This window comes from Fundidesulfovibrio terrae (assembly GCF_022808915.1).
Classification (GTDB): domain Bacteria; phylum Desulfobacterota; class Desulfovibrionia; order Desulfovibrionales; family Desulfovibrionaceae; genus Fundidesulfovibrio; species Fundidesulfovibrio terrae.
This window is the reverse complement of record NZ_JAKZFS010000001.1, coordinates 254,560-279,658: the sequence shown is the minus strand read 5'-3', so window position 1 is coordinate 279,658 and position 25,099 is coordinate 254,560. Positions and strand designations below refer to the sequence as shown.

The 25,099-nt window shown below is 64.6% G+C and carries 19 protein-coding genes and 1 tRNA gene; 13 read left to right on the top strand and 7 right to left on the bottom strand.

The genetic code is table 11. The features are described 5' to 3' along the window. Positions 1 to 118 precede the first annotated feature (118 nt). Entirely contained in the window at positions 119 to 5,641 is a 5,523-nt protein-coding gene (locus ML540_RS01290; protein ID WP_243358011.1) for an alpha-2-macroglobulin family protein, read from the bottom strand. Positions 5,642 to 5,772: 131 nt separating this feature from the next. Here ML540_RS01290 and ML540_RS01285 point away from each other — a divergent pair, with 131 nt between their 5' ends. The 7 genes from ML540_RS01285 (at position 5,773) to aroE (ending at position 11,134) form a co-directional block, all read left to right on the top strand. Next, a complete protein-coding gene (locus ML540_RS01285; protein WP_243358009.1) occupies positions 5,773 to 6,471 on the top strand; it encodes a glycosyltransferase family 2 protein in 699 nt (232 codons plus the stop codon). A gap of 13 nt (positions 6,472 to 6,484) precedes the next feature. Further along, a complete protein-coding gene (gene queA, locus ML540_RS01280) occupies positions 6,485 to 7,567 on the top strand; it encodes a tRNA preQ1(34) S-adenosylmethionine ribosyltransferase-isomerase QueA (RefSeq protein WP_243358007.1) in 1,083 nt (360 codons plus the stop codon). 33 nt (positions 7,568 to 7,600) lie between these two features. Further along, on the top strand, positions 7,601 to 7,837 hold the full coding sequence (locus tag ML540_RS01275; protein WP_243358005.1) for a 4Fe-4S binding protein: 237 nt from the start codon (positions 7,601 to 7,603) through the stop codon (positions 7,835 to 7,837). Beyond that, positions 7,837 to 8,904: a 3-methyl-2-oxobutanoate dehydrogenase subunit VorB gene (locus tag ML540_RS01270; protein WP_243358004.1), complete on the top strand. Its 1,068-nt coding sequence runs from the start codon at positions 7,837 to 7,839 to the stop codon at positions 8,902 to 8,904. The genes ML540_RS01275 and ML540_RS01270 overlap by 1 nt, the downstream gene beginning before the upstream one ends. Beyond that, positions 8,901 to 9,659, top strand: coding sequence for a thiamine pyrophosphate-dependent enzyme (locus tag ML540_RS01265; RefSeq protein ID WP_243358003.1), 759 nt, complete (start codon positions 8,901 to 8,903; stop codon positions 9,657 to 9,659). The genes ML540_RS01270 and ML540_RS01265 overlap by 4 nt, the downstream gene beginning before the upstream one ends. Continuing rightward, the gene (locus tag ML540_RS01260) at positions 9,653 to 10,195 is read left to right on the top strand and encodes a 2-oxoacid:acceptor oxidoreductase family protein (protein WP_243359621.1); all 543 of its coding nucleotides are present in this window, start codon (positions 9,653 to 9,655) and stop codon (positions 10,193 to 10,195) included. Before ML540_RS01265 ends, ML540_RS01260 begins: the two co-directional genes overlap by 7 nt. A 69-nt stretch (positions 10,196 to 10,264) precedes the next feature. Continuing rightward, the gene (gene aroE, locus ML540_RS01255; protein WP_243358002.1) at positions 10,265 to 11,134 is read left to right on the top strand and encodes a shikimate dehydrogenase; all 870 of its coding nucleotides are present in this window, start codon (positions 10,265 to 10,267) and stop codon (positions 11,132 to 11,134) included. A 13-nt stretch (positions 11,135 to 11,147) separates the two neighbouring features. Here aroE and ML540_RS01250 read toward each other — a convergent pair whose 3' ends face one another. The 5 genes from ML540_RS01250 to ML540_RS01230 all read right to left on the bottom strand — a co-directional run bounded on the left by ML540_RS01250 (position 11,148) and on the right by ML540_RS01230 (position 17,716). Continuing rightward, positions 11,148 to 12,767, bottom strand: a complete 1,620-nt coding sequence (locus ML540_RS01250; RefSeq protein WP_243358001.1) for a serine hydrolase domain-containing protein — start codon at positions 12,765 to 12,767, stop codon at positions 11,148 to 11,150. Between the two features lie 229 nt (positions 12,768 to 12,996). Further along, a complete protein-coding gene (locus ML540_RS01245; RefSeq protein WP_243358000.1) occupies positions 12,997 to 14,586 on the bottom strand; it encodes a lytic transglycosylase domain-containing protein in 1,590 nt (529 codons plus the stop codon). A 180-nt stretch (positions 14,587 to 14,766) separates the two neighbouring features. Further along, entirely contained in the window at positions 14,767 to 15,453 is a 687-nt protein-coding gene (locus tag ML540_RS01240; RefSeq protein WP_243357999.1) for a hypothetical protein, read from the bottom strand. Between the two features lie 51 nt (positions 15,454 to 15,504). Further along, positions 15,505 to 17,250 carry an aldehyde ferredoxin oxidoreductase N-terminal domain-containing protein gene (locus ML540_RS01235; protein WP_243357998.1) on the bottom strand — a complete coding sequence of 582 codons (1,746 nt, stop codon included), beginning with the start codon at positions 17,248 to 17,250 and terminating at the stop codon, positions 15,505 to 15,507. Continuing rightward, positions 17,240 to 17,716: a 4Fe-4S binding protein gene (locus ML540_RS01230; protein WP_243357997.1), complete on the bottom strand. Its 477-nt coding sequence runs from the start codon at positions 17,714 to 17,716 to the stop codon at positions 17,240 to 17,242. Before ML540_RS01230 ends, ML540_RS01235 begins: the two co-directional genes overlap by 11 nt. Before the next feature lie 135 nt (positions 17,717 to 17,851). Between ML540_RS01230 and ML540_RS01225 the strand changes: the two genes are divergently transcribed. From ML540_RS01225 to ML540_RS01215, 3 genes are all read left to right on the top strand, one after another. Beyond that, a complete protein-coding gene (locus ML540_RS01225) occupies positions 17,852 to 18,091 on the top strand; it encodes a hypothetical protein (RefSeq protein ID WP_243357996.1) in 240 nt (79 codons plus the stop codon). Positions 18,092 to 18,250: 159 nt separating this feature from the next. Continuing rightward, positions 18,251 to 19,891: a GTPase HflX gene (gene hflX, locus ML540_RS01220; RefSeq protein WP_243357994.1), complete on the top strand. Its 1,641-nt coding sequence runs from the start codon at positions 18,251 to 18,253 to the stop codon at positions 19,889 to 19,891. A gap of 16 nt (positions 19,892 to 19,907) precedes the next feature. Continuing rightward, a tRNA-Phe gene (locus tag ML540_RS01215) sits at positions 19,908 to 19,983 on the top strand. A 41-nt stretch (positions 19,984 to 20,024) separates the two neighbouring features. Here ML540_RS01215 and ML540_RS01210 read toward each other — a convergent pair. Then, positions 20,025 to 21,098, bottom strand: a complete 1,074-nt coding sequence (locus tag ML540_RS01210; protein ID WP_243357993.1) for a tyrosine-type recombinase/integrase — start codon at positions 21,096 to 21,098, stop codon at positions 20,025 to 20,027. 296 nt (positions 21,099 to 21,394) lie between these two features. Between ML540_RS01210 and ML540_RS01205 the strand changes: the two genes are divergently transcribed. From ML540_RS01205 to ML540_RS01195, 3 genes are all read left to right on the top strand, one after another. Then, complete coding sequence (locus tag ML540_RS01205) at positions 21,395 to 22,609, top strand: hypothetical protein (RefSeq protein ID WP_243357992.1); 1,215 nt, start codon at positions 21,395 to 21,397, stop codon at positions 22,607 to 22,609. A 196-nt stretch (positions 22,610 to 22,805) separates the two neighbouring features. Then, positions 22,806 to 23,861, top strand: coding sequence for a helix-turn-helix transcriptional regulator (locus tag ML540_RS01200; RefSeq protein ID WP_243357991.1), 1,056 nt, complete (start codon positions 22,806 to 22,808; stop codon positions 23,859 to 23,861). Positions 23,862 to 23,985: 124 nt separating this feature from the next. Further along, the gene (locus ML540_RS01195; protein ID WP_243357990.1) at positions 23,986 to 25,071 is read left to right on the top strand and encodes an AAA family ATPase; all 1,086 of its coding nucleotides are present in this window, start codon (positions 23,986 to 23,988) and stop codon (positions 25,069 to 25,071) included. Positions 25,072 to 25,099 lie beyond the last annotated feature (28 nt).

Here is a 25,099-nt window from a genome sequence, read left to right as displayed (position 1 = left end):
CTTCGCTTCTTCTAAAGAGGCGTCCACGAAATCCGGTCATATGTCTTCATGGTGCAACACGCTCAAGCTATTAACTCTACTTTTGAAAAACATATTCCTGTTTTCCAAAATCGCGCCTCTAGTCACCGCCTCCCTCCACTTTGAGGGTCCCGAGCCCGGCCGTGGCGAAGATCTCGGGATAGTACATGGCCTCGGCCCGCACCGGCGGCAGGGTGTAGTCGCCGGGGATCACCGCCCGGCACAGGGTGTATATCTCCACGGGCTTGTCCCCCGGGAGGTCCAGGAACACGTTGACCCGGTCGGCCCGGAAGTCGGCGTAGGCCGTGGGCGCGGGTTCCTCGGCCATCCAGGGCAGGCGGTCGGTGCTGGCGAGCCTGGGGTTCTCCACCTCCAGCCCCGAGGGCAGGAGCTGCGACACCACCACGTGGGCCAAGGCCCCGGACAGGGACTTGACCGAGGTCTTGACCACGACCACTGCGCCCTGGGCCAGCCTGGACGCGTCCAGGGGCTTGCCGTCGCGCCCCAGGAACTCCCGCGACACCGCAAGCCCGGCCGAGGCCGCTTTGTAGGAGGCCAGCTCCGGAATGCCCCGGGTGTCCAGGGTGTAGAAGAGCGCGCCGGGCTGGCATTCGGGGCCGAGCGCCAGGGTCAGCGCACCCTGCTCCCCGATGTTTTTCAAGACGAACGTCTTCGAGGTGTCGAAGCGGGCCAGCTGGGTCTGCCCGGCCATGAGCTGCCCGCCGCAGGGCGGCGCGGCCTGCTGCCTTGCGAAGAGCTTGCCCAGGGCCATGAAGGCCATGCCCGACTCCTGGGTGGAGCAGGCCTTGGCCGAATCAAGCATCCTCGTGAGCTCGCGGGCGGCCTTGGCGGTTTCCTGCCCGGCGGGATCGGCGTCGGCCAGGGCGGACAGCATGAGAGCCCGGGCGCGTAGCGGCGAATCGAAGATGTCGTCGGCGCGCGGCGCGGCAACCGGCTCGCCAAGCCCGGCCAGCAGCTTCTCCCCGCCCTTGGCGTTCCCGGCCGCCGTGTAGGCGGCGGCCAACAATGCCTTGGCGTCGGCCGTGAGCTTGGCCGCGAGCTTGTCGCGCATGTGGTCCATCATGCCCCGGTCGGCCTTGCCCGCCCGGGCCAGCACGTAGAGCCCGTAGGCCTGGGTCTTGAGCCCGCCGCCGTGGTGCTCGTTCTTCACCGCGTCGGCAATGAAGGCCAGGGAGCTCTCCAGGGCGCGGGCCTGCACCTGGTAGCCGCCCTTGGACGCCTCCAGCAGGAAGTGCGTTCCGTAGACCGTGGCCCACTCCTGCTCCCGGTCGCTGCCCGGCCACATGCCGAACCCGCCCGAGGGCAGCTGCATGGAGAGCACCCGGGTCACGCCCTGCTGGGCCATAGCCTCGGGCGAGGACTTGGCCAGGGCCTCGGGTTCAAGCTCCCGGGCCAGATTGGCCAGGTAGAGAAGCGGGAAGGCCTTGGACACGGTCTGCTCCATGCAGCCGTAGGGGTAGCCCAGAAGCGCGTCCAGCTTGCCCGCGTAGCGCACCGCCGGGAAACGCCCGGCCCGCAGCGAGCGCGCCACCGTTCCGGACAGAAGCCCCTGGGCGTCGGCTGCCGGGAACTCCACTGTCTGGCCCTGGTTGGTCCCGTCCTGAATGCGGCTCTCGGCGGGCAATGGCGAGCGCACGAAGAACTCCGTTCGCGCGCTCATGGATTCGTTATTGCCGGACGCCTTCACGGCAAGCGCCGCCGTGCCCTCCGAGCCGGACGTCTTCACCCCCAGGAACACCGTGCGCTCCTTGCCCGCCGGGATGTCCACGGCGGCCGGGGCCTTGGCCACGCTCACGGCCCCCGAAGCCTCGAAGGCCAGGGCGAAGGAGCCGTCCGCGCCCGTGTCGTTGCGCAGGGTCACGGGCAGGCGCAGGGTTTCGCCTGTCTGGGCGAAGCGCGGGAAGGTGGGCAGGAGCACCAGCGGGCTCCTCACCCGCGTGATGTGCTGGGCCGAGCCGAAGCGGTTTCCGGAGACGGCCACGGCCATGATGCGCAGCGCCCCCTGGAATCCGGGCACGTCGATGGTCCACTGCACGCGGCCTTGCGCGTCGGCCTTGAGCGGCCCGGACCAGAAGGCCACGGACTTGTCGCCCTGGGGCGATTCGGTGCGCAGGTAGCGGCTCCAGTCGTCGCCGCCGGCCGGGGCCTTGGCTCCGGCGGCCTTCACCTCGGGCAGGAGCATGGCCCAGGTGTCGAAGGAGGCCACCCCCAGGCCGCGCTTGGCGTAGAACGCCCCCCACGGGTCCGGGGTCTTCTGGGCGATGAGCTGCAGGATGCCCTCGTCCACGGCGGCCAGGGTCACGATGGAGCCCGGGTCGGCCTTGGCGGTGATGGTCAGGGGCGTCTGGGGGCGGATCTGCTCGGGGGCCAGCACGGACACCTTCTGGCGTCCGGCCTCGCGGGCCACGCCCAGGCTGATGGTTCCGAAGGCACGTCCGGTCTCGCCCGGGCGCACGTCCGCGCCCTTTCGCACGAGCACCCCGGTGACGTACACGTTGGGGCTGTAGCCCGGCTTGATGGGAACGCTCACCTCGCCGGTGTTGGCGGGCATGTCCACGATCATGGTGTCCATGACCCCGAGCGACTCCACCGTCAGCAGGAGCTTGCCCGCGAAGGGAGCGCGCACCTGGAGCCTGGCCGTCTCGCCGGGCAGGTAATCCTGCTTGGCCGAGGCGAACTCGAGCTTGGCCGGGTTCTCCATGGCCCAGGGGTTGTAGCCCTGGCCCTCGGCCCAGAAGCTGAGCTGGGCCGCCGCGCCCGTGGACGGCTCCTTCACCACCAGGCGGTAGCTGCCGTACTTGGGCGGGGTGAAGCTCACCTGCCCCCTGGAGCCGGGGTCGGCGATCTCGCGGCGCTCCACCAGCCTGGAATCGCGCTTGGTCTCGTACTTGAAGCCCGTGCCCTCCCCGGTGCGCTTGAGCACGGTTTGCCAGCGGTCCTGGTAGAGTTCCGCCACCAGGGACTCGGCCTTGGCCTCCTGGCCCAGGCCGTCCACCACCACGTACTCGAACGCGTGGGGCTCGCCGGGCTTCAGGCCCGAGTCGTTAAGCTTCAGGATGCCCGGATAGCGCGGATAGGCGTCCACCAGCATCTTGACGCGGGCGGCCACGCCGCGCCCGCCCGCCTCGCTCACCCGCCCGGACACCACGGCCACCAGGGCGGCCGGGGGCTTGAGCCCTTCGGGCACGGCGGCCTTGAAGACCATGCGCCCCTCGTCGTCAAGCTGTCCGGTCTCGTGGAAGAGGTCCACCGGATCGAAAGTCCGGTCCGGATCGCCGAAGGTGTAGGTTTCGAATCCCTTGGGGGCGAAGGGAGCGGGGGTCAGCGTCACCTGGGTCTCCACTGCCAGCCCGGCCGCCGGAGCGCCGAAGAGGTAGCGTCCCACCACTGCGTAGGAGAGGTCCTTGCCCGGAGAGGCCCTCTCGGTCTCGGGCTTGACCTCGGTCGCGATGCGGTCGGGTTTGAAGTCCTCCACCTGGAAGCGGTACTGCCCGATGGGCTCGTCGCCCACCAAGGCCTCCAGCAGATAGGGGCCGGTGGGGGAGTGGGCGGGCATGGTCCGGGTGAAGGCGGCCAGGCCCTGGGCGTCGGTCTTCACCGTGTCCACGGCAAGCTCCCTGCCCTGCGGGTCGGACCAGCGCAGCTTGAGCGGCACGGGCTGGGGTGTGCCGAGCTTGGGATCGCGCACGGCCACCATGCCCGAGGCAGTCTCGCCGGGGCGATAGATATCGCGCTCGCCCCAGAGGAACGCCTGATAGCCCGCCTGGGCCACCTCCACGCCGGACACGTCCAGGCCGGTCATGTCCGTGCCCATGCGCGCAAGCTGCAGGAAGGAGTAGTCCGCGTCCTTCTCCGCCGTGATCATGAAGAGTTCCTTGTCCTCGGGCAGCTTGGAGAGCCCCGTGACCCGCCACAACCCCTTGGCGTCGGTGACGCCCTGGTAGAGCACCTGGTTCTTGGTGGAGACGATCTTCACCCGTGCCCCGGCCACCGGGGCGGCGTCCTTGTAGGAGGCCACCCAGACCAGCATGTCGTCCCGCCCGCGCTTGGCCGCGATGCCGAGATCCGTCACCAGCATCCACTTCTGCCCGCTGTTGCCGTTTCTGCCCTCGGCCGAGACCATCACCCGGTAGAGCCCGGGCTCGTGATCCCGCACGTGCTCCTCCAGGTTGAAGGGCGTCTGGCGCGTCTGGTTGCGCGGGGACTTGAGGGCCATGTCGAAGCTGTCCACGGTGTCGCCCAGGTAGGGCAGGACTTCATCCATGTACTCCTGGTCGTTGTAGAAGGAGTAGTCGTAGTAGTTGAGGGCGAAGAAGACGTTGTTGCGGTAGACCCGGTCGATGCGCACCTGTGCGGAATTCACGTTCACCGACTCGATGGCCAGGTTGCGCGCGCCGCTTCTGGGCAGGAACATGCCCTGGTGGGCGAACTTGGCCGAGGGCTCGAGGTCGGGCACCCGGAGGGTGAACTTGGCGTCCTTGTCCAGGGTCGCGCCGGAAAGCGACGTGAGCCCCTTGGGAAGCGTGAGGGAGTAGCTGGCGCCGGGCTTGAACGCTCCCGACACCAGAAGGCCCGAGCCCGGCTCCGCCGTCACCAGGAGGTTCTCCACGGGAGGCTCCACACGGGCAACACGCTTGAATTCCTCGGGATCTGTCCTGGCGGAAAAGGTGAAGAGGAAGCCGGCCGTTTCCAGGTCGCGGTCGCGGTCACGCTTCTTGGAGAGGCGGACGTCCAGCACGGCGGAATGGACCACGGACGCGGTCAGGACCAGGGGCTGATCCAGCCTGGTGCCGTCCACGGCGGCCACCTTGTCCTTGTCGCCCAGGAGCGTGAACGTCCGGGCCTTGGTGTCGGCCTGGACCGGAGCGCTGACGAGGCGCAGGGTGCTCGAACCCTCTTCCGGGTCCTGGCCGGAGGAAAGCGCCACGGGCGCGGCCTCGCCGAGCTTGGGATCAACGAGCCTGAAACCCGCCAGCGCGTCCTGGGGGCGCATGGTCCGGTTGAGGCGCAGCTCCCAGACCACGGTGTACCAGCCGGGCTTGCCGGGCACGGGGTCGAGTTCGGAACTCCAGTCGAACAGGCGAAGCGCCGAGCCCTTGATGTCGAACACGGTGCGGCCGGCCAAGGTCTCACCGGACGGAAGGAAACGCTCGGGGCGCGCGGTGAACGTGTAGGTGAGGGCCGGATCGAAGGCGTTCTTGGCCGAGGTCTTGAAGCGCAGCACATAGGGGCCCATCCAGTTCCACTGGCCGGGCACGGGCGGGTCGGTGTCGAAGGGCGGGCTTACCAGGTCGCCCGAGGATTCCTCCTCGCCGATGGGCCTGTTGAAGGCGATGAATATTTCGTCCCGGCGCTGCTGGAATGACACGGCCTCCACGGCGACGGGCTTTCCGGACGCAGCCTTGGCCGGGACGGCCACGGGCGCGGCCGGACCTGACGGCGTGGATGGCGCGACGGGCGCTTCGACGGACTTGCCCGGGGCGGGGGCCTGGCCCTCATGGGGATGCTCCCGCCAGAGCAGATAGGCCTGGATGCCGACGATGATGAGCAGGATGACGATGATGAGCGACTTGACCGAGGAGGGGTGGCCGTTCTGGCTCATGGGCGACTCCGGAAAATGTGAGGATATGCTCCCGGATAGCACGACCGGGCGCGTTGGCAAAGGGTTCTTGCGCTTCGCCGCCCTCCCCCCGCTTGACGCCCCCCCGGCTTTCGCCCATAACCGCTACCGCCATGAACGATACCCGCATGACCCTCTCCGTGGTGATCCCGGTCTACAACGAGAAAGCCACCATCCTCGAAATTCTCGATGTGGTTCTGGCGCGCCCCGAGGTGGACGAGGTGGTGCTGGTGGACGACTTCTCCACCGACGGCACCCGCGACATCCTGCGCTCGATCGAGGGCCGGGAACGCGTCACCGTGCTCTTCCACCCCCGCAACCGGGGCAAGGGCGCGGCCCTGCGCACCGGGTTCACGGCGGCCTCCAAGGACATCGTCCTCATCCAGGACGCCGACCTGGAATACGACCCCGCCGACTTTCCGGCGCTTCTGGCCCCCATCTACGCCGGCCGGGCCGACGCCGTGTTCGGGTCGCGCTTTTTGGGCGGCACGCACCGGGTGCTCTACTTCTGGCACTACCTGGCCAACCGCTTCCTGACCCTTCTGTCCAACATGTTCACCGGATTGAACCTCACGGACATGGAGGTCTGCTACAAGGCCTTCCGGCGCGAGCTGCTCCAGGGCATGGAGCTGGTCTGCGACCGCTTCGGCATCGAGCCGGAACTCACCGCCAAGGTGGCCAGGCACCGGTCCCGCGTCTACGAGGTGCCGGTGTCCTACTACGGCCGCACTTACGGCGAAGGCAAAAAGATCGGCTGGCGCGACGGCCTGGCCGCCATATACTGGATCGTGCGTTTCGGCGTCTGCCGCTGACCCCCGCAGCCCCTTGATCGACGACACCTCCCTCGAATCCTACAGCTTCGAGCTGCCCGAAGACCTCATCGCCCAGGCCCCGGCGGCGCGACGCGACGCCTCGCGGCTTCTCGTGGTGGATAGGCACCGCGGCGTGGCCCGCGAGGCCCGCTTCATCGAGCTTACGGACCTTCTGCCCGCCGGGGCGCTTCTGGTGGCCAACAACTCCAAGGTGCTACCCGCCAGGCTTCTGACCACCAAGCCCACCGGCGGGGCCGTGGAATTTCTCATGCTCACCCCCATGCCGCTGGTGGAGCCCAGGCCGGGGCTGGAGGGCGGCTGGTCCACGGCCGAGGCCGAAGGCCTCTTGCGCGCATCCAAGAAGCCCAAGCCGGGCGCGGTGATCGATTTCGCCGAGGACCTCTCGCTCACGGTGATCGAACGCGGCGAGTTCGGACGCAGCCGGGTGGTCCTCAACTGGCGCGGTGACCTCAAATCCATCTTCGAGCGCATTGGGCACATGCCCCTGCCCCCCTACATCCACCGCCCGGACTCCGCCGAGGACCGCTCCCGCTACCAGACCCTGCACGCCCGCGACGACAAGCAGGGCTCGGTGGCCGCGCCCACGGCCGGGCTGCACTTCACTCCGGAGCTCCGCGCGGGCCTGGCCGCGAGCGGTTTCGCATGGGCCGAGGTGAGCCTGCACGTGGGCTACGGCACCTTCAGCCCGGTGCGCGCCGCCGACATCCGCGACCACCGCATGCACGCCGAGTTCGTGGAGGTTCCGCAAGAGACGGCCGACGCCGTGGCCCAGGCCAAGGCCGAGGGCCGCCCGGTGTTCGCCGTGGGCACCACCTCTGCCCGCGCCCTGGAGGGAGCCTTCGCCGCCACCGGCTCCTTCGCGCCGTTCACCGGTTGGACGGACATCTTCATCCGCCCAGGACATACGTTCGCCGTCGTGGACGGGATGCTCACCAATTTTCATTTGCCCGGCTCGTCCCTAGTGATTATGGTTGCCGCCCTGGCCGGGAAGGGCGTCATATTGAACGCTTACGCGCATGCCATCCGCGAGCGCTTCCGGTTTTTCTCGTATGGCGACGCCATGCTCATCCGCTGACCAGGCAGGGTTTGCATTCAAGGAGACCATCCTATGTCGCGAATTGTCATCGACGAGGGGCGCTGCAAGGGCTGCCTGCTCTGCACCACCGTCTGCCCCGAAAACATCATCCGCCAGTCCCGGACCATGAACGCCCAGGGCTACAAGATCGTGGAGTGCGACCCGGAACTGGCGAACGCCTGCACCGGCTGCACCGCCTGCGCCCAGATGTGCCCGGACCTGGCCATCGTGGTCTGGCGCACCCGCAAGGGAAAGAAGGAGGCCGCGTGATGGAAGGCGGACGCATCTTCGTGAAGGGGAGCGAGGCCGTGGCCATGGGAGCCCTGGACGCCGGGCTCAAGGGCTACTTCGGCTACCCCATCACCCCCCAGAACGAAATTCCCGAATATATGAGCAAACACCTGCCCGAGGCCGGGGGCGCGTTCGTCCAGGCCGAGAGCGAGGTGGCCTCCATCAACATGGTGCTGGGCGCTGCCGCGGCCGGAAAGCGGGCCATGACGAGCTCGTCGGGCCCGGGCATCTCGCTCATGCAGGAGTGCATCTCCAACATGGCCGGCGGCGAAGTGCCCTGCGTCATCGTGAACATGATGCGCGGCGGCCCGGGCGTGGGCGACATCAACACCGCCCAGGGCGACTATTTCCAGTCCACGCGCGGCGGCGGACACGGCGACTACCGCACCCCCTGCCTGGCCCCGGCCACCTGCCAGGAAGCCTACGACATGACCCGCGAGGCCTTCGACTGGGCCTTCAAGTACCGCACCCCGGTGCTGGTGGTGGGCGACGCGATCCTCGGCCAGATGAAGGAACCCCTCATCCGCCGCGCCCCGCGCCCCGACGACCCGGACGAAGCCTCCGGCTGGAGGCTGGGACAGACCAGCGGACCGAACCGGCGCATCCTGCGCTCTCTGCACCTGGCCGAAGGCAAGCTCGCCGAAGTGAACCTGCGCCTGCAGGAGAAATACCGGGACATGCGCGCCCAGGCCCGGGCCGAAGAGTTCCTGGTTGACGACGCCGAGCTTGTGGTGGTGGCCTTCGGCTCCACCGGGCGCATCGTGAAGTCCGCCGTGCGCAAGCTGCGCGCCAAGGGGCTCAAGGTGGGGCTTTTGCGGCCCATCACCCTGTTCCCCTTCCCGGAGCAGGTGCTGCGCGACCTGGCCTATTCGGGCAAGCGCTTCCTGACCATTGAGCACAACATGGGCCAGATGGTGGAGGACGTGCGCCTGGCCGTGCGCGGCCTTTCCGATTCAGACTTCTTCGGGGCCCTGCCCGGCAACCTGCCCACCCCCGACGAATTCCAGGCCGCCATCGAGCGCGCCTGCGCGGGAGCTTCCTTATGAGTGAGACCGTCGCCTTTGAGCGCACCCCCTCCGTGGCCGACGTGGCCACCCACTACTGCCCCGGCTGCCAGCACGGCGTGGCCCACCGCATCGTGGCCGAGTATCTCGACGGGCAGGGACTGGCCGGGAACACCCTGATGGTTACCTCCATCGGCTGCTCGGTGCTCCTGTACAACTACCTGCTCTTCGACGCCGTGGAGGCCCCCCACGGGCGCGCCCCGGCCACGGCCACGGGGCTCAAGCGCACCAACCCGGACAAGGTGGTCTTCACCTACCAGGGCGACGGCGACTTGGCCTCCATCGGCATGGCCGAGATCATGCACGCGGCCAACCGGGGCGAGCGCATCACCGTGGTGTTCGTCAACAACACCGTCTACGGCATGACCGGCGGCCAGATGGCCCCCACCACCCTGGTGGGCCAGAAGACCACCACCTGCCCTGACGGGCGCTGCGCTTCCCGCGAGGGCCAGCCCTTCCATATGGCCGAGATCATGGCCGGGCTGCCCGGCGTGGCCTACTCCGCCCGGGTGGCGCTCAACTCGCTGAAAAACATCGTCCAGGCCAAGAAGGCCGTGCGCCACGCCTTCGAGGCCCAGCTCGAGGACCGGGGCATGGGCTTCGTGGAGCTTCTGGCCACCTGCCCCACCAACTGGAAGATGACTCCCGTCCAGGCCAACGAGCGCGTCGAAAACGAGCTCATCCCCTGCTTCCCCCTGGGCGTGTTCAAGGACCTCAAAACCTCCGGAGCCTGCTGATGTACGCCGACGTGATCATCGCCGGATTCGGCGGCCAGGGCGTGGTCCTGGCCGGGACGCTCCTGGCCCAGGCGGCCATGGAACACGGCCTGAACGTCACCTTCATGCCCGTGTACGGCCCCGAGATGCGCGGCGGCACGGCCAACTGCACCGTGGTCATCTCCGACGAGGAGATCGGCTCGCCCATCATCTTAAGCCCCGTGGGCCTCATCGCCCTGAACCGGCCGTCGCTGGAGAAGTTCCTGCCCCGCGTGCAGGACGGCGGCGCGGTGGTGGTCAACTCGAGCCTGTGCGGCGACGCCCAGGCCCAGGGCGGGCGGGTGAAAGCCTTCCCCGTGGCCTGCAACGAGATCGCCGAAAAGGTGGGCAACGCCCGCATGGTGAACATGGTGGCCCTGGGGGCCTACGCCAAGGCCTCGGGCGCGCTGCCCCTCAAGTGCCTGCAGGAGGCGCTGTCCCACGTCATCCCGGGCCACTACGCCCACATGATACCCAAGAACGCCGAGGCCCTGCAGGCGGGCTACGACGCAGTCTGAGCAACCGGGGGCCGCGAGGCCCCCTTTTTCTTTCCGGCCCGCGAGCCAGCGGGCGCGCGGGAGTTTTCCATGACCATACCCACCATTTCCCCTTCCACGAGTTCTTCCCCGGTGGACGCCCCCATGGTTCCCGAGCGCGTCTTCGGCATCATCGGCCACCCCCTGGGGCACACCCTGTCGCCGCTTCTGCACAACTGGGGGTTTTCTCGCCTCGGCGTCAGGGCGGCCTACGTGGCCTTCCCCACGCCGCCCGAACGCCTGGAAGCGTTCATCCAGGCGGTGCGGACCCTGCCGGTGTCCGGGCTCTCCGTGACCATTCCCCACAAGGAAGCGGTGATTCCCCTGCTGGACGCCATCTCGCCCCTGTGCTCCTGCACGGGCGCGGTGAACACCCTGGTATGGGAGGACGGCAAGCTCACCGGCCACAACACGGACGTGCCGGGGTTTCTCTCGCCTCTTCTTGAGCGCGAGCACATTCCTTCCTCGGCCCTGGTGCTGGGCGCGGGCGGAGCGGCCAAGGCGGTGATGGCGGGGCTGAGCGAGATCGGCGTGGGCAACGTCACCGTGGCCAACCGGGACTTCGAGCGGGCCAAGGCCCTGGCCGGACAATTCAAGGCCACGGCCGTGACCTGGGAGCGGCGCGACCATGTGGACGCGCACCTGGTGGTGAACACCACGCCCATGGGCATGTCCGGCAAGGCCGTGGACCAGTCGCCCCTGCCCGCCGGATACTGGACGCCGGGACGCCTGGCCTACGATCTGGTCTACAACCCGCGCGAAACGGTGTTCCTGCGGGACGCCCGGCTGGCCGGGTCCGCCGTCATCGACGGGCTCTCCATGTTCGCGGCCCAGGGCGCGGCCCAGTTCAAGCTCTGGACCGGGCTCGAACTGCCCATGGACGAGGCCAAGGAGCTTCTGGCGCGGGCGCTGGGGACGTAGAGACGCGCGCCGCTCAATACGGTGTCACTGCCGCGACGAGCGCCCGGTCGAGCTTGGCGCGGATCACGGCGGACGTGGAGGCGGGGTCGACCGGAACGGACGCGCCGTACCCGCCGGGGGTGGCGGACGCTCCGCCCGCTCCGGCCGGGTCCGTGCAGCCGAGCCAGACCTGGCCGTCCTGCTCCCAGGCCCTGGCCGTGATGCGCACGGTCCTGCCCGGGGCCGCCGGAAAATCGAACACCATCCTCTCCGCGACTTGATGCCCTGGCCCGGACGCCTTGGCCTCCTGGCCCGGCTTCTCCATACCGGCCTTTTCCGCCCCCGGCTTCGCGCTCGCCTTGGATGTCGACGCCTCGCCCGCCTCCTTGGCCCCGAATTCGCGCATGGCGGCCTGGAAGCGCGCGAGCGTCTGCTTCACCGGATAGGGACTTTGCTGCATGCGCATGCCGAGCATGAGCGGCGGCCCGAGCCTGGGGTCGTAGGCCCCGGCGATGCGCCGGGCCAGCTGCGACAGGTCCACCCCCTCCTTGTTGGCCAGCAGGGTGACGCAGACCAGCTCCGAGGGGTCGGTGAAGCGGCTCAGGTATGTCGACTGGCCGTCTGCGTCCCCGGTGACGTACATGAGCCCCGCGCGCCCGGGAAAACGCCACGCGCCCATCACCGGCTCCCTGCGTCCGCCCGCCAGCACGGCCGGGCTGTACAGGAGCGCCCGCATGGCCGGGTCCTTCACCAGTATCCCTCCGGCCAGGCCCACGTCCCACAGGCTCACGTCCATGGCCGAGGCCCAGATGCCCCCGGACCCGAGCCGCGCCCTGGGGTGGGGCGGTGTGGCCTGCGCAAGCCCCCTGAACGTGGCGCGGTACCCCGCTGCCCTCTCCACCGGGTTTATAAGGCCGGGATTGCTGAGAAACTCCTTGTGCCGGTTGCCGTTCTGCTCCACCGCCTCACCGCGCCCCTTCTCCGTCTCGCCAGCGAAGAAGGTCTGGCGAAGCCCCAGGCGCTCGAACTGGTTGACCCGCACGAAATCCTCGAAGCGCTCCTTGCCGGCCGCCTCCACCGCCAGGGCCAGGAGGAAATAATCCGTGGCGCTGCCGGACACGGCCGAGCCCGGGGCAAAGGCCAGGGGCTTGCCCCCGACTGCGGAAACGACGGCGGCGAGGTCCAGGGGGCGCGCCGGATCGGCGCAGGCATCGCGCGCATAGTCCGGGATGCCCGACGCGTGCGACAGGAGCATGCGGATGGTCACGGGACGCCAGGATTCCGGCAGGTTGTCCAGATGCCTGCCCACGGGGTCGTCGAGGCCCAGCCTATCCGTCTCCACCAGCTGCATGACGGCAACGGCGGTGAAGGCCTCGCCCATGCGCCCGAGATCAAAGGCCGTGTTGGAGCCAACCAGCAGCTTCTTTCCGATGTCGGCCAGGCCGTACCCGGTGACGCGCGGGATGTAGGGGGCCTGGACGATGGCCAGGGCCATGCCCGGCACGCCGTTCTCGGCCATGAACGAGGCTGCCATGGCGTCCACGGACTGGCCACCGTACTCCATGCGGGGATTGCCGCGCTGGGCCCAGGCCGGGCACGCGGCCAGAACCAGCGCCGATATGAGAAGCGACGAAACGATTCTTGCGGTTTTCATGGCTCCTCCCGGGAAAGAGCGTCTTCAGACCGGACCGGGCTGGGCCAAACCGGGCCGGTCCAAGGTATCCAACCAATCTGGATACTCCTTTGCGGGAACCGGTCAACCCACGCCGCCGGGAGGAATTCCCGTATCCGCGGATGCTCTTGTCCCTGGCCCGCCCGCAGGCGCAAAAAGCCCCGGACGTTTCCGCCCGGGGCTTTCTCCTCTCCAGCATCGTCCTTAAAAATCACGTCCCGGAACGCTTGATGACCTTGTACTTGGGGTTGGGGTTCAGCTCGGTCTTCTCCACGGGCCTGTCGGCCTGGGCCTCCTGCACCGGCTGAGACTTGGCCGAGGCCACGGCCTGGGCCGGGGCCGGGGCCGGAGCCTGCGCCTTGGCCGGGATCAAGAGCGGCGTGCCCGGGATGAGCGCTTCCTTGGGGTTGGCCTTGTTGAAGCTGGCCAGTTCCTGCACGGCGATTCCGGTCTTTCCGGCCACGGACTCCAGGGTGTCGCCCTTGCGCACGATGTACAGGGCGGGCTGGCCCGAGGCGGCCGGCACAGCCGCAAGCGCCGCACCGGAGGACTGGGACGGCTGCGCGCCCTGGGCGTGGGCCATGGCGACGCCCGTCGAAGCGGGCGCGGCCTTGCCGGGCTTCGCCACCGGATCGTAACCGCCGCCGTTGTCCAGGGAACAGGCGGCCAGCGGGATCAACACGGCCTTGCCGGGCATGGGTGCGCTTACGCCCTTGTTGGCGTCGCACAGAACGTTGGCCGGGATGCCGGTCTCGCGAGAGAGCGTCCACCAGGTCTCGCCGCCGCGCGCCAGGCGCACCGCGCCGCTTTTGCCGTGAGAAGGATTCTCGACGTAGGCCAGGGCGGGCTGGGCCAGGCGCTTGGGCACCCAGGCGGTGGTGGTGCGGTCCGGCGGGCTCACCTGGCGGCGGTAGGCCGGGTTCAGGGCGTGGAACTGCTCCCAGGAGAATCCCAGGTGCGAGGCCAGCCCGGCCAGATCGGTTCCGGCGGGGATGCGCACTTCCTGCAGGTCCTTGGAGGCCCGCATGTCCGGCGCGTTGAAGCCCAGGTGCTTGGCGTTCTGGGTGATCTTGAGCATGGCCAGGAACTTGGGCACGTAGTGCTTGGTCTCCTCCTTGAGGGGAGCCGAGGAGTGGGCCAGGGTCTTGAATGATTGCTTGCCGGTTGCGGTCATGGCCCGGGAGATGGTCCCCTCGCCCGCGTTGTAGGCGGCCAGGGCCAGCTGCCAGTCGCCGAACTGGTCGTGCAGGGCCTTCAGGTACCGGGCGGCGGCCACGGTGGCCAGATAGGGATCGCGGCGCTCGTCCAGCCACCAATCCACGGTGAGGCCGAAACGCCGGGCCGTGGCGGGCATGAACTGCCACATGCCCACGGCGCCGGACCCGGACTGGGCCAGCACGTTGTAGCCGGACTCGATGTAGGGCAGGGCCAGGAGATCCTGGGGCAGGCGCTGGCTGGCCAGCACGGCGCGCACGTACTCCAGGTGCGGCTCGCTTCTGAGCATCCAGCGCTGCACGGTGTCGCGCTTCTCCCGGGTGAAGTACTGCAGGAACTGCTTGACCTCTTCGGACTCCTCGGCGCTCAGGCGGAAGGTGATCCCGGCCTTGGAGTCGAGAGCCTGGCGCTCGGCCTGGGTCAGGGGGCGGCCCCGGCTGTTTTTCAGGGCGTCGAGTTCGGTGATCTCGGTCTCGAGGTTGGAGACCTGCTTGTGTTCGCGGGTGTCGTAGGACGGCCCGGCGCAGCCCGACACAAGGGCCAGCAGGAGCAGGGTGCAGAGCAGGGAGAGAAGCCGCGTGCGCATGGTCGTACCCTCGTCCGTGAGGTTTATTCGCGGGTACTTCTATACAACTGCCGTGCCGTTCCTTATATTCCAAGCTGTTACATGACGCCAGGACTTTTTTCCGAATCATTTTGCGTCAAATCGCTGAAAAACCAACAAAAACCCGTCGCCCCGCCTGCCCCCCGCCAGCGCCTGGCCCAATCAGCCGGCTGACGACACCCGGAGCATCTCGTTGCCGCCCCTTTGAAATTCGTAGCCAACCCGCTCGATCTCGACGGCGTAGCCTTCGGAGGCGAGCCTGGACAGCACCGCCTCGAGATGCCGGGACCGCACCGAGCCGAGTTCGAGCAGGGGGAACACCCTGACCTCGCTTGAGACCCGGCACAATTCGCGCAGCGAGTTCACATGGAAATCCAGGTCCAGATGGGCGCTGTAGAGAAACAGCAGGTGCGAAACAAGGGCCAGGTCGAACCGGGCATCGTCGAACGGCAGCACGGGCAATTCGGCGGAGACGTACCGCCCCTCCTGTTTGCCGCGCTCGAAGTCCTCCAGGAAGCAGCGCATGGCCTGCATGCGGATCCGTCCCAGTTCCTCCACCGAACGAACGTGGGTCCAGACGAATTCCTCCCGGTTCCGGCGGGTCTGCTCCAAGACGACGTCGAACACCTCGTCGAGGCGCCTGGCGATGTCTCCGGCCGGAAAACCGTACACCGGGTCGGCCGAGACCACCGATCCCCCCCGGGCCGTGAGCGTGGCGTTGAAGGCGGCGGGGCCGTCCCCGCAACCGAGAATCCTTTTCTCCAGGTCGCCGGGGCCAAGGGCGAACATGGCGGCGTACTCGTCGAACGAACGCCCCCAGGGGACTATGTCCTCAAGCCGGAAGGCCATGACGGGACTCCACGCGCGCGCCTCTTGCGTTCCCATCGGAAGCGCCCGGCGTCATTGGGCCAGCTTCCTGATCTCCACGGCGTACGCCTGCTTGAGATCGTTCAGGTACTGGGCGTCGATGGGCCCCTTCCAGGTGACCACCTCCAGGTAGCGCTTGGGGATCTTCACCTGGTCCGGATCGAATCCGGTTGCGAACTTGGTCTTCCAGCGCAGCCTGCGCACCGTTTCCGACGCGGCGCTGAGGTTCGCCGCCATCTCCGGATAGCCCAGCACCTCCAGGGCCTTGCCCAGGGCCTCCTCGGTGTAGGCCGAACGCGCGAACAGGCAGGAGACCATGGAGGTCAGCACGCAGCGCTGGCGCTCGTCCTCCAGCATGAAGGCCACGGCCTTGCCCACGTCCTTGTCCTGGGACTTTTGGTCGTAGGAGTAGCCCGCGCTGTCCAGGTGGGAGTGGCGCATCCCCAAGGCCGAGGACACGAAGAACACCTCGCCCGTGGCGTACCCGGCCATCTCCTGGCCCAACACGCAGGCATAGTCCTGGCCGTTGTAGCGTTCGGCGGCGGCCATGGTCCCCTTGGCCAGCAGGGAATAGAACTCGTTGGGCGGCGTGCCCAGGTGGATGAGCGCGTCGCGGTAGGCCTTGGCGTCGCCGAAGGCCAGGGGCGTCAGGGTCTCGGCCTCGGTCACCGCCCCCTTCTCGAAGGCCTCTGTGGCCCAGGCCAGGGCCACGCCGCCGGAGATGGCGTCCAGGCCCTGGCGCTCGATCTCGTCCAGCACCGAAAGCACGTCCGAGGCGCTCCCCATGCCGAGCATTGACCCGGTGGCGAACACCGGCTCGTGGTCGTAGGCCACCTGCCGGTAGAGCACGTCGTTGTCCTTGGCGAACTGCTCGCGCAGTAACCCCACGTGGATGCAGCCCACGGGGCAGCCGGTGCAGGCGGTCTTGCGCAGCAGGAGCTCGCGGGCGAAGGTCTCGCCGGAGATCCTGTCGATGCGCTCGTCGTCATGGGTTGTCTGGAGGTTGCGCCAGGGCAGGGCGCGCATGCGGTTCATCACGGCCATGTTCTCGGCGGTTCCGAGATCGTGGTACTTCTTCATCATGGAGGTGGTGGTGAGCTGCATGTGGATGTCCTTATACAGCGCGGCGTAGTCCTTGCCCTCGGGGGCGGGCATGGCCGAGCCCCCTTCCACCATGATGGCCTTCAGGTTCTTGGACCCCATGACCGCGCCCGCGCCCAGGCGGCCGAAGTGTCGGTAGGAGTCCACGTTGATGCAGGCGAAGCCGGAGAGGCTCTCGCCCGCCGGTCCGATGCGGATGATGCTGCGGTGCCCGGCCCCGCCGGAGAACATCTTGCGCAGCATCTTGCCCGTGGTGAACACGTCCATGCCCTTGAGGTAGTGGACGTCCTTCACCTCGAGCTGCCGGATGCCCGCCCCCAGGCAGGAGAGCGTGGGCGCGCGCCCCACCACCACCAGCGCGTCGATATGGGCGAAGCGCAGGGACAGGGCCAAACGGCCCCCGGCGTGGGATTCGGCGAAGCGTTCGTTGTAGGGCGATTTGAAGCCGCACACGGTCTTGCTCATCATGGGGAAGCATCCCGTGAGCGGGCCGATGGCGAAAATGAGCGGCTGGGAGGGGTCCAGGGCCGGGAGGTCGGGCTTGCCGAACTCGGCGTACAGGGCTGCGGCCAGTCCCGAGCCGCCCAGCACCTCGCGCTTGTCGCCGAAGCGGCGGTACTCGCCCTTGCCGGAGGACAGGTCCGCCACCAGGATGCGGAAGGAGTAATCAGCCTGCATGGGCGGCCTCCTGGGGATCCTGCGGCTCCACAGGCTGGGGCTGGCCGGGCTCGGGCGCTTCGTGCGGCGAGGGGACGAGCTCCAGGCAGCTGTGCGGGCAGAACGGCACGCAGCGGCCGCAATGGATGCACACGTAGGGCAGGTTGGTTTCCGGCTCCATGTAGATGGCGTCCACCGGGCAGGCCTTGGCGCACTCCCCGCAGCGGATGCACAGCGACTTGTCCACCTTCACCCCGCCGGACTTGCGCTGGGTGTAGGAGCCCGTGGGGCACGCCTTGACGCAGGGGGCCGGGTCGCAGGCCAGGCAGAGCTTGGCCTCGTACCCGGTGGAAATGCCCCCGGACGACACGATGCGGATGCCCGCCGTGGACCAGGAAATCCTTTGGTGCACCAGGCGCGCGCAGGCCAGCGAGCAGGACTGGCAGCCTATGCAGCGCTCGATGCGTGTGGGGCGCAGTATCTTCATGGTTTTCTCCGGTTCTGGATACTTGAGCCTTGTAGGCTTCTCGCGGGATACGGTCAATGTATCCGATGTGACACAACGTTGACGCCCGCGGGGCCTTGTCCTAGGGTTCAGGAAGACTCATTCTAGGAGACCGCCATGAGCACCCTGCGTCTAGCCCTCTCGATCGCCGCCCTCGCCGCCCTGTGCGCCTGCAGCCCCCCGTATTCCGCCAAGGGCGTGGAGCGCGAACGGGCCATGGCCGACTACCAGGATTGCTACTCCAAGGGCTGCCTGGCCCACTACACCCCCGAAGACCACGGCAGCATCAACAAGACCACGCGCGCCTGCATGAAGGAGCGCGGCTACCACGAGACCCTCTCCTTCCCCTGGTGGTAGGGCCGGGGCGGCAAATCTCCCGCCCCCTCTTGCTTCCGCCTCCACCCTGTCCTACATGACGGGCCTTGACGATCTCGCCGGTCCGGCACGGACCGGCCCCGGAGGCATCCCATCGCAAGCAAGGTACAAGGAAACACCGAGGGCCTGAAGCCAAGCCAGGTGAAGGCCCTGGAACGTCTCTACACACGGCGCTACCCTTCCCAGGGCGGCTACACCACCGACCAGGCCCGCGAGCTGGCCGCCATCTCCCACGGCATCGGCCGCCAGGTGGGCCTGCTCATCGACCGCAAGGGCCGCCCGGACATGGTGATCGTAGGCGAGCCCCACGCCATCTACATCCCGGAACTGGCCCGCTCCCGCCTGGGGGCGGGGCGCCTGCGCGGCCTTCGCCTGCTGCACACCCACCTGCATGACGGCGGCCTGGACCAGGAAGACCTGACGGACATGCTCTTTTTGCGCCTGGACTCCGTGGCCGCGCTTACCGTGGACGGCATGGCCTCGCCCGCCAGGCTGCACCAGGCGCACCTGGTGCCCAAGGTCGACCTCGAGAGCACGGGCAAGCCCTGGGACATCCTGCCCCCCATCCCCTGGGACCGCTGCGAGACCGATTTCGAGGCCCAGACCCAGGCCCTGGAGGACGAATTCGCCCGCCTGTCCCAGCCCGTGGCAGGGACGGCCGGCGGCACCGAGGAGGGCGTGGCCGGCCGGGCCATCCTGATCGGCGTGGGCAGCGCCCCGCGCATGGACCTGGAAGCCTCCCTGGACGAAATGGAGGCCCTGGCCAAGACGGCCGGGCTCACCATCACCGGCCGGGTGATCCAGCGCGTGCCCCAGGTGAACCCGCGCACCATCATCGGCAAGGGCAAGCTCTCGGAACTGGAGATCATGGCCCTGTCCACGGGCGCGGCGGTGCTCCTGTTCGACGGCGAGCTGACCCCGGCCCAGATGCGCAACCTGGCCGACACCACCGAGCGCAAGATCCTGGACCGCACCCAGCTGATCCTGGACATCTTCGCCCAGCGGGCCACGTCGCGCTCGGGCAAGCTCCAGGTGGAGATGGCCCAGCTCAAGTACACCCTTCCCAGGCTCGTGGGGAAGAACCCGGCCATGAGCCGGCTCATGGGCGGCATCGGCGGGCGCGGCCCCGGCGAGACCAAGCTCGAGATCGACCGCAGGCGCATCCGCGAGCGCATCACCCGGATCAAGCGGGAGCTTGCGGAGCTCCGCAAGCAGCGCGCCCAGGTGCGCGACCGCAGGGCCAAGGCCGGGCTGCCCATCGTCTCGCTGGTGGGCTACACCAACGCGGGCAAGTCCACCCTCCTGAACACGCTTACGCGCTCCGAGGTGCTGGCCGAGGACAAGCTCTTCGCCACCCTGGATCCGGTAAGCCGCCGCCTGCGCTTCCCCGAGGAGCGCGAGCTGGTGCTCACGGACACCGTGGGCTTCATCCGCGAGCTGCCCAAGGAGCTCAAGGAGGCCTTCCGGGCCACCCTGGAAGAGCTGGAAAGCGCGGACCTGCTCATCCAGGTGGCCGACGCCGGGCATCCGGAGCTGGCCGGTCAGGTGGAGGCGGTGGAGTCCATCCTCAGGGAGATGGAGCTGGACACCGTGCCCAGGCTCCTGGCCCTGAACAAATGGGACAGCCTGGACCAGGAACGCGAGTTCTGGGTTTTAAGCCGCTATCCCGAGGGCATACCCATCTCGGCGCGCTCCCGCGAGACCCTGGAACCGCTGGTTTCCGAAATAATTCGCAGGGTGGACTGGGAAAAAGGGGTTGCCAAGTCCGGGGAATCTCGGTAAACGCACTCTTCCTCGAGCCGAGGTAGCTCAGTTGGTAGAGCAGGGGACTGAAAATCCCCGTGTCGGCGGTTCAATTCCGTCCCTCGGCACCACGAAATCAAGGGGTTAGGGCAAAAAGTCCCTAGCCCCTTTTTCAGTGTGTGTGAATCTGTGTGTGAATTTTTCGAGACTGCTCGAACACCGCCATTGCCTCTCGTTCCGTCCTGCCCATGCTGTGCAAGTAAATCTCGGTCGTTTTCCGGTTCTCGTGCCCCAGTATTCGCTGGATGGCTCCGAGCGGAACGTTCTGGTCGTCCATCACACTCGCACCCGAATGGCGGATGGCGTGAAACCGGAAATACCGCACACCGGCCTTCTTGCACAATGTCTTCATAATCTTCTTCCTATCGTCGAAGGGACCGACCAGGAATTTGCTCTCTTTCCTGCTCCAGTAGCGATGCCAGAAAACCCAAGGCTTTGATTCGTCCCTGGACTCGAACCGCCTCCGAAGGATTGCGTAAAGGCAGTCGGTCATGGGAACCTTTCTCGGTGTGCGGTGGCCACCGAGTTTCTTCCGGGTGTACAACACCACGAATCTCCTTGCGAGGTCGACATCTTCCCAGAGCATTCCGTTTACTTCACCCATCCGCGCCAAAGTTTCTTGGATGGTGCGAAGGTAGTCTTGCGTATCCTGATCTGCCACGGAAATGACCTTCTCGATGTCTTCAAGCGGTGGAACATACTTGAGCTTTTTGTTTACTGGAAAAAATTCGAGTTCTTCCGTTGGATTGTACTCAATATATTTTTTCCGCAACCCAAAGTTGATTGTCGCCCTGAGATACCGAAGGTCCTTGTTGGCAACGAAAGGAGATACTTTTTTTCGTTCCAACAAGAAATCTTGGATCATCTTCGGACTGAGTTCCGAACACTTGAAGCTCTCCCATCTTTTGACCCATCTTCGGGCCATGAAGAGATACGCATGGTAGTGCGAATCGGAGTTGTAGGCTTTAACGTGATCCAGACGGCGGTTCACCAGCTCCAAAAAGCCTATGTCGGTTTGGGTCACCTCCTCCGTCGCCATGAAGACCGTCTTTTCCACCTCCTCTCGTCTTTTGGCTTCGGCTTGTTTTGCCTGGAGCTTTGTCTCGAACCAGGCTTCCGTGTGCCGCTTGCCGTTGATCATGAAGTCGTAGCGCCAGCCCCTGCCTTTTTTGAAATAGACGCTCATAAAGGTCCTCTTTGCTTGGGAAAAACAGAGAACCCCCGAGCTTCACACCGCCCAATTCTTGCCAACGCTTGTAGACCCAGCTAGGGCTCTTGCGCAGGAACTGAGCGGCCTCCTCGACAGTGAGTATCTCACAGGTCGGGTTGGAATTGAAGCTTGCGGGTTCGATGTCCTTCATGGGGTGGAACATCGCATCTATTTGAAAAAACAGAAGAATGATGGTTACGGTAGAGGTGGACGTCTACAGCAGAGGTTGACCTTTACGGTAGGACCAGGGATTCGAGAAAAGGAGTTTTGCTGTGAGCGCAGAGTCTGGGAAAAATACAAAAGAAGTAGTGTTAGATTTATTTAAAAAAGGACTCGAAAATTACGAGTTAAATGAAAATGAAAGGGAACTATTGCTGGGTTCGTTCGCCAAATCAATGAACGAGGCAGAAGGAAAACCTGGTGAAGAGGATTTGTCCCCGCATATAAATCGTATTTTGGACGAAGTTGTTTACAATTTTAATTTTGCGAAGAAATCAATTAATTTGATAGGTGAATTTGACAATCTAGACAACAAGGTTACTCGACTAAAGAGTTTTAAAAGAAAATTACTGAAAGGTGAAACAGCAGGGGAATGTTTGAATGCTGTGAAGTCTTGGTTTGAATTGTGTAACCATAAAGACTTTCCGAAAACATTTACAGAACATCTAGATGAACTGCTTGGGCTAGACGTTGAGGGCATTGTTTCCTTGGCAAATCGCCATGGACTGGATTTTCCCGGCGGGAAAAATAAACTTAGAGACTTACTCAAAGAATTTAAAGAGCAAGATTGCAAGGCAGATACGAAGTATTTTGCTCTTCAGTCTTTTTTAACTGAACTTGCTTCTAAAACTAAAAACTGGCCAACGCCCATGTCTGTTCAAGTCGAATACGCACACCATTATTTCAATGCCAAAGAATTAATTCGTCTCGCAGAAGAAGATTTTGCCAAGGAAGAATCAACTGCAAAAATCGCTAAGTATTTTTTTGAATTAGGGGCTTTGTATCAAGCCGTTATGTTCGCTGGGCACTTTTCAGACGATCGAGTGACCAAACCGCTAACCGACAGGATGCGATCTGAAATTTGCACTTCAAGTCAAAAAAAGGAAGCCTCAACAAAATTCGACAAACACTTGTTTGAGTATGCTGACCCAGCATGGAAGAATGGGTGCAAGTTGCTCCACAAACAAATGGCTATACTTATTTGGGCTGCAATTTTTGACAAACAGCCAAAGCTCAAAAAAATTGCATCTGAATTGAAACGAGTTGCACCCAAAGATTTTATTTATGGAGCGACAGGCTGCGTAGGAAGGACGGTCTATGTTTGCCCGTGTCCAGAATATGAAAAAAATTGTTCAATGGTGCAGTACCTGCCTGTAGGGAAATACTTCGACATCAGCGGAATTACTCTCGACGAAAAAGAATTGGAAAAAGAAATTGAATATGATTCATATGATGTTGCTAAGATTGAAGCTACATCAAAAAAATGAGCCACATTTCTTCAGAGTAAAGTCGATTCAGCCGATCGTTTCGCCCCCTCGAAAGGTACCCTCTACGGTAGATGCTAACGTCTGCCGTAGAGGTTGACGCCTACCGTTGAGACATACTTCTAATTATTCCTGCCGGTTGTATCCTCATTTGCAAGTGGTCGTGGTTGTCACGAGCACACAAAGCATGGAGGATATCATGCAAGACACCGACTTCGAAATGACAAAGGCCACCTCCGATTCGACTCCGGTCGAACAGGACAACATGCCCACCACCAACCCGAGCACCACGCTCGGCGAAAACGAGGAGAACGAAGCCTCCAACACCACGACCGTGGAGATCGCCACTCTTTTCGGGGCGTCTGCTCCGAAGCAGGACGAGGAATCGACCCGTGAGGAACCGGTGATCGAAGGCTTCATCAACACCGGTCTCACCATCATGGTGTTCAACACGGCCGTGACCTCGGCGAACACGCTCAACCCGGGAGTGGAAACCTTCCCGCTCATGGGCCAGAGCGTCCACGCCGGTGAGTCCATGTTCAACAAGTTCGATACCATCCAGGGTGGCATTCGCTTCTTGTTTGATAGGGACCGGTGGGTGGAAGTTTTCACCCATCTGCCAAATGACGCGAGCGAAAGCCTGCATGTCGACTTTAGACCCTACGTCGATAGCCCCATGACCCTCAAGGAGGGTGATCCCGCGACCTTCATCGGTAACCAGGCCCAGAACAACCCCAACTTGAAGATGATCTTCTTCGACAACCTGCTCGGCAACCTCCCGGAATGGGAGAAGAGCAAGACCAAGTCGGCTCTTCAGCGTGACATTCTGGCTCTGCACAACGCCGGTGTGAGCAATCACATCGCCTTGGTGGCCATCATGGACACCAACATCCCGAACCAGAATACGTTCCTGAAGGACCTCAAAGGGGTCAGTCTCTGCTCCCCGGTATTCAAGGTCACGGGCACGAGGGACGAGAACAATGTCCCGACCGTGAGCATTTCCTCCGAAGGCTTCTCGCTCGACTTGCATCTGGACAACGGCAAGTGGGTCGAGGTCACGGTGAATCCCACCACGTCTGAGAACGAGGTCCTGACCGTTCTCAAGTCGCGCCCGGGTGGTGCCAAAAAGTCCGACATCATGAACTCGACCGACCTGCTCAAGAGCGAGATCGATAGCGCGCTCAAGTCCTTGAAGGATAAGGGCAAGGTCGTGAGCCTCCGCAAGGGGACCTACGCGGCAAAGGCCAACGCCTAGAACCACAACAACGGGTCGGTTTCGGTTATCCGGGCCGACCCGTTTATCAAATCGCCCGGCAGGTATGAACGTCATGAATGAATGAAGACGTTCGCCGACAAACCCCACAAGGAGGTACGAGGCGATGTTCGGTTCCAAAACCGGATCGTATGACCTTGCCTCAATGTTCTCAAGTTCGACTGAAACGGGTGCTGTAGCGCCCCAAAACCCGTTCTCGCCAAAACCGCTACCCGATATTGCCCACGAAATCCTGGGTGGCTTGGTGACTGCGCAAGCTATCATGGAATCGCAATTATCGCCGTTGGAGTTCGTAATAGACGGGGTTCTTCCAGTAGGGCTTTCGATACTCGGAGGAGCGCCCAAAGCGGGGAAAAGTTACCTCGCATTGGATATCGCTAGCGCTGTTGCCAGCGGGACACCTTTCCTTGGCAGATACGCGGCCAACGCGGGCAAGGTGCTGTACATCACGTATGAGGATACCGAGCGACGGCTCAGGGCTCGCTTGCTCCAGAAAACCAGCGGCGGCGAGGGCGACCTGTCGAACCTGCACTTCCACTACCGGTGGCCTGACTTCGAGCATCGGGGGCTTGAACACCTCGAAAATCTAGTGCCGCAGATCGAGGGTGTAAAGCTCGTGGTCATCGACACCCTCGGGTGCTTCCTGGGCGCGGGCGTCAAACAGAGTTACGCCTTCCAGTACCAAGTTATGGCACAAATGAGCCAGGTCGCGAACAGGTTGGGTGTCTCGCTTCTGGTCATCCACCACACGGTGAAGACCGCCAGATCGAAGAACTGGAAGCAAGCACTGTATGGGACGAACGCCGTCTCCGGCGGTGCTGACGGTCTACTCATGCTGGACCGGACTGGCGATGGAGAAGGTCAGTGTGCAAACCTCATGATCTCCGGGCGTGACGTCGAGGATGACTCATTGTCCCTTCGGCTGGACAAAGGGGTCTGGAGAATCGAGGACTCGCAGATCGCAGGAGTCGATCTTCTAGGTAAACCGGGGCAGGCTGAGGTCTACAGGGTGCTCATGGCGTCTTCCGAACCCTTGGCGTTTAGAGAGATTGTCGCCGCGACCGGAAAATCTGCCTCAAACGTGGGGAATATGCTGAAAACAATGGTGGATCAGGGACTTGTCGTCAAAGCTCCAGGCAAGCGCACCGACAAATACACCGTAACCCAAGGGGCGACGACGACCGAGCAGTAGCCTTCCGCCATCGGGGGGGGGCCGGGGG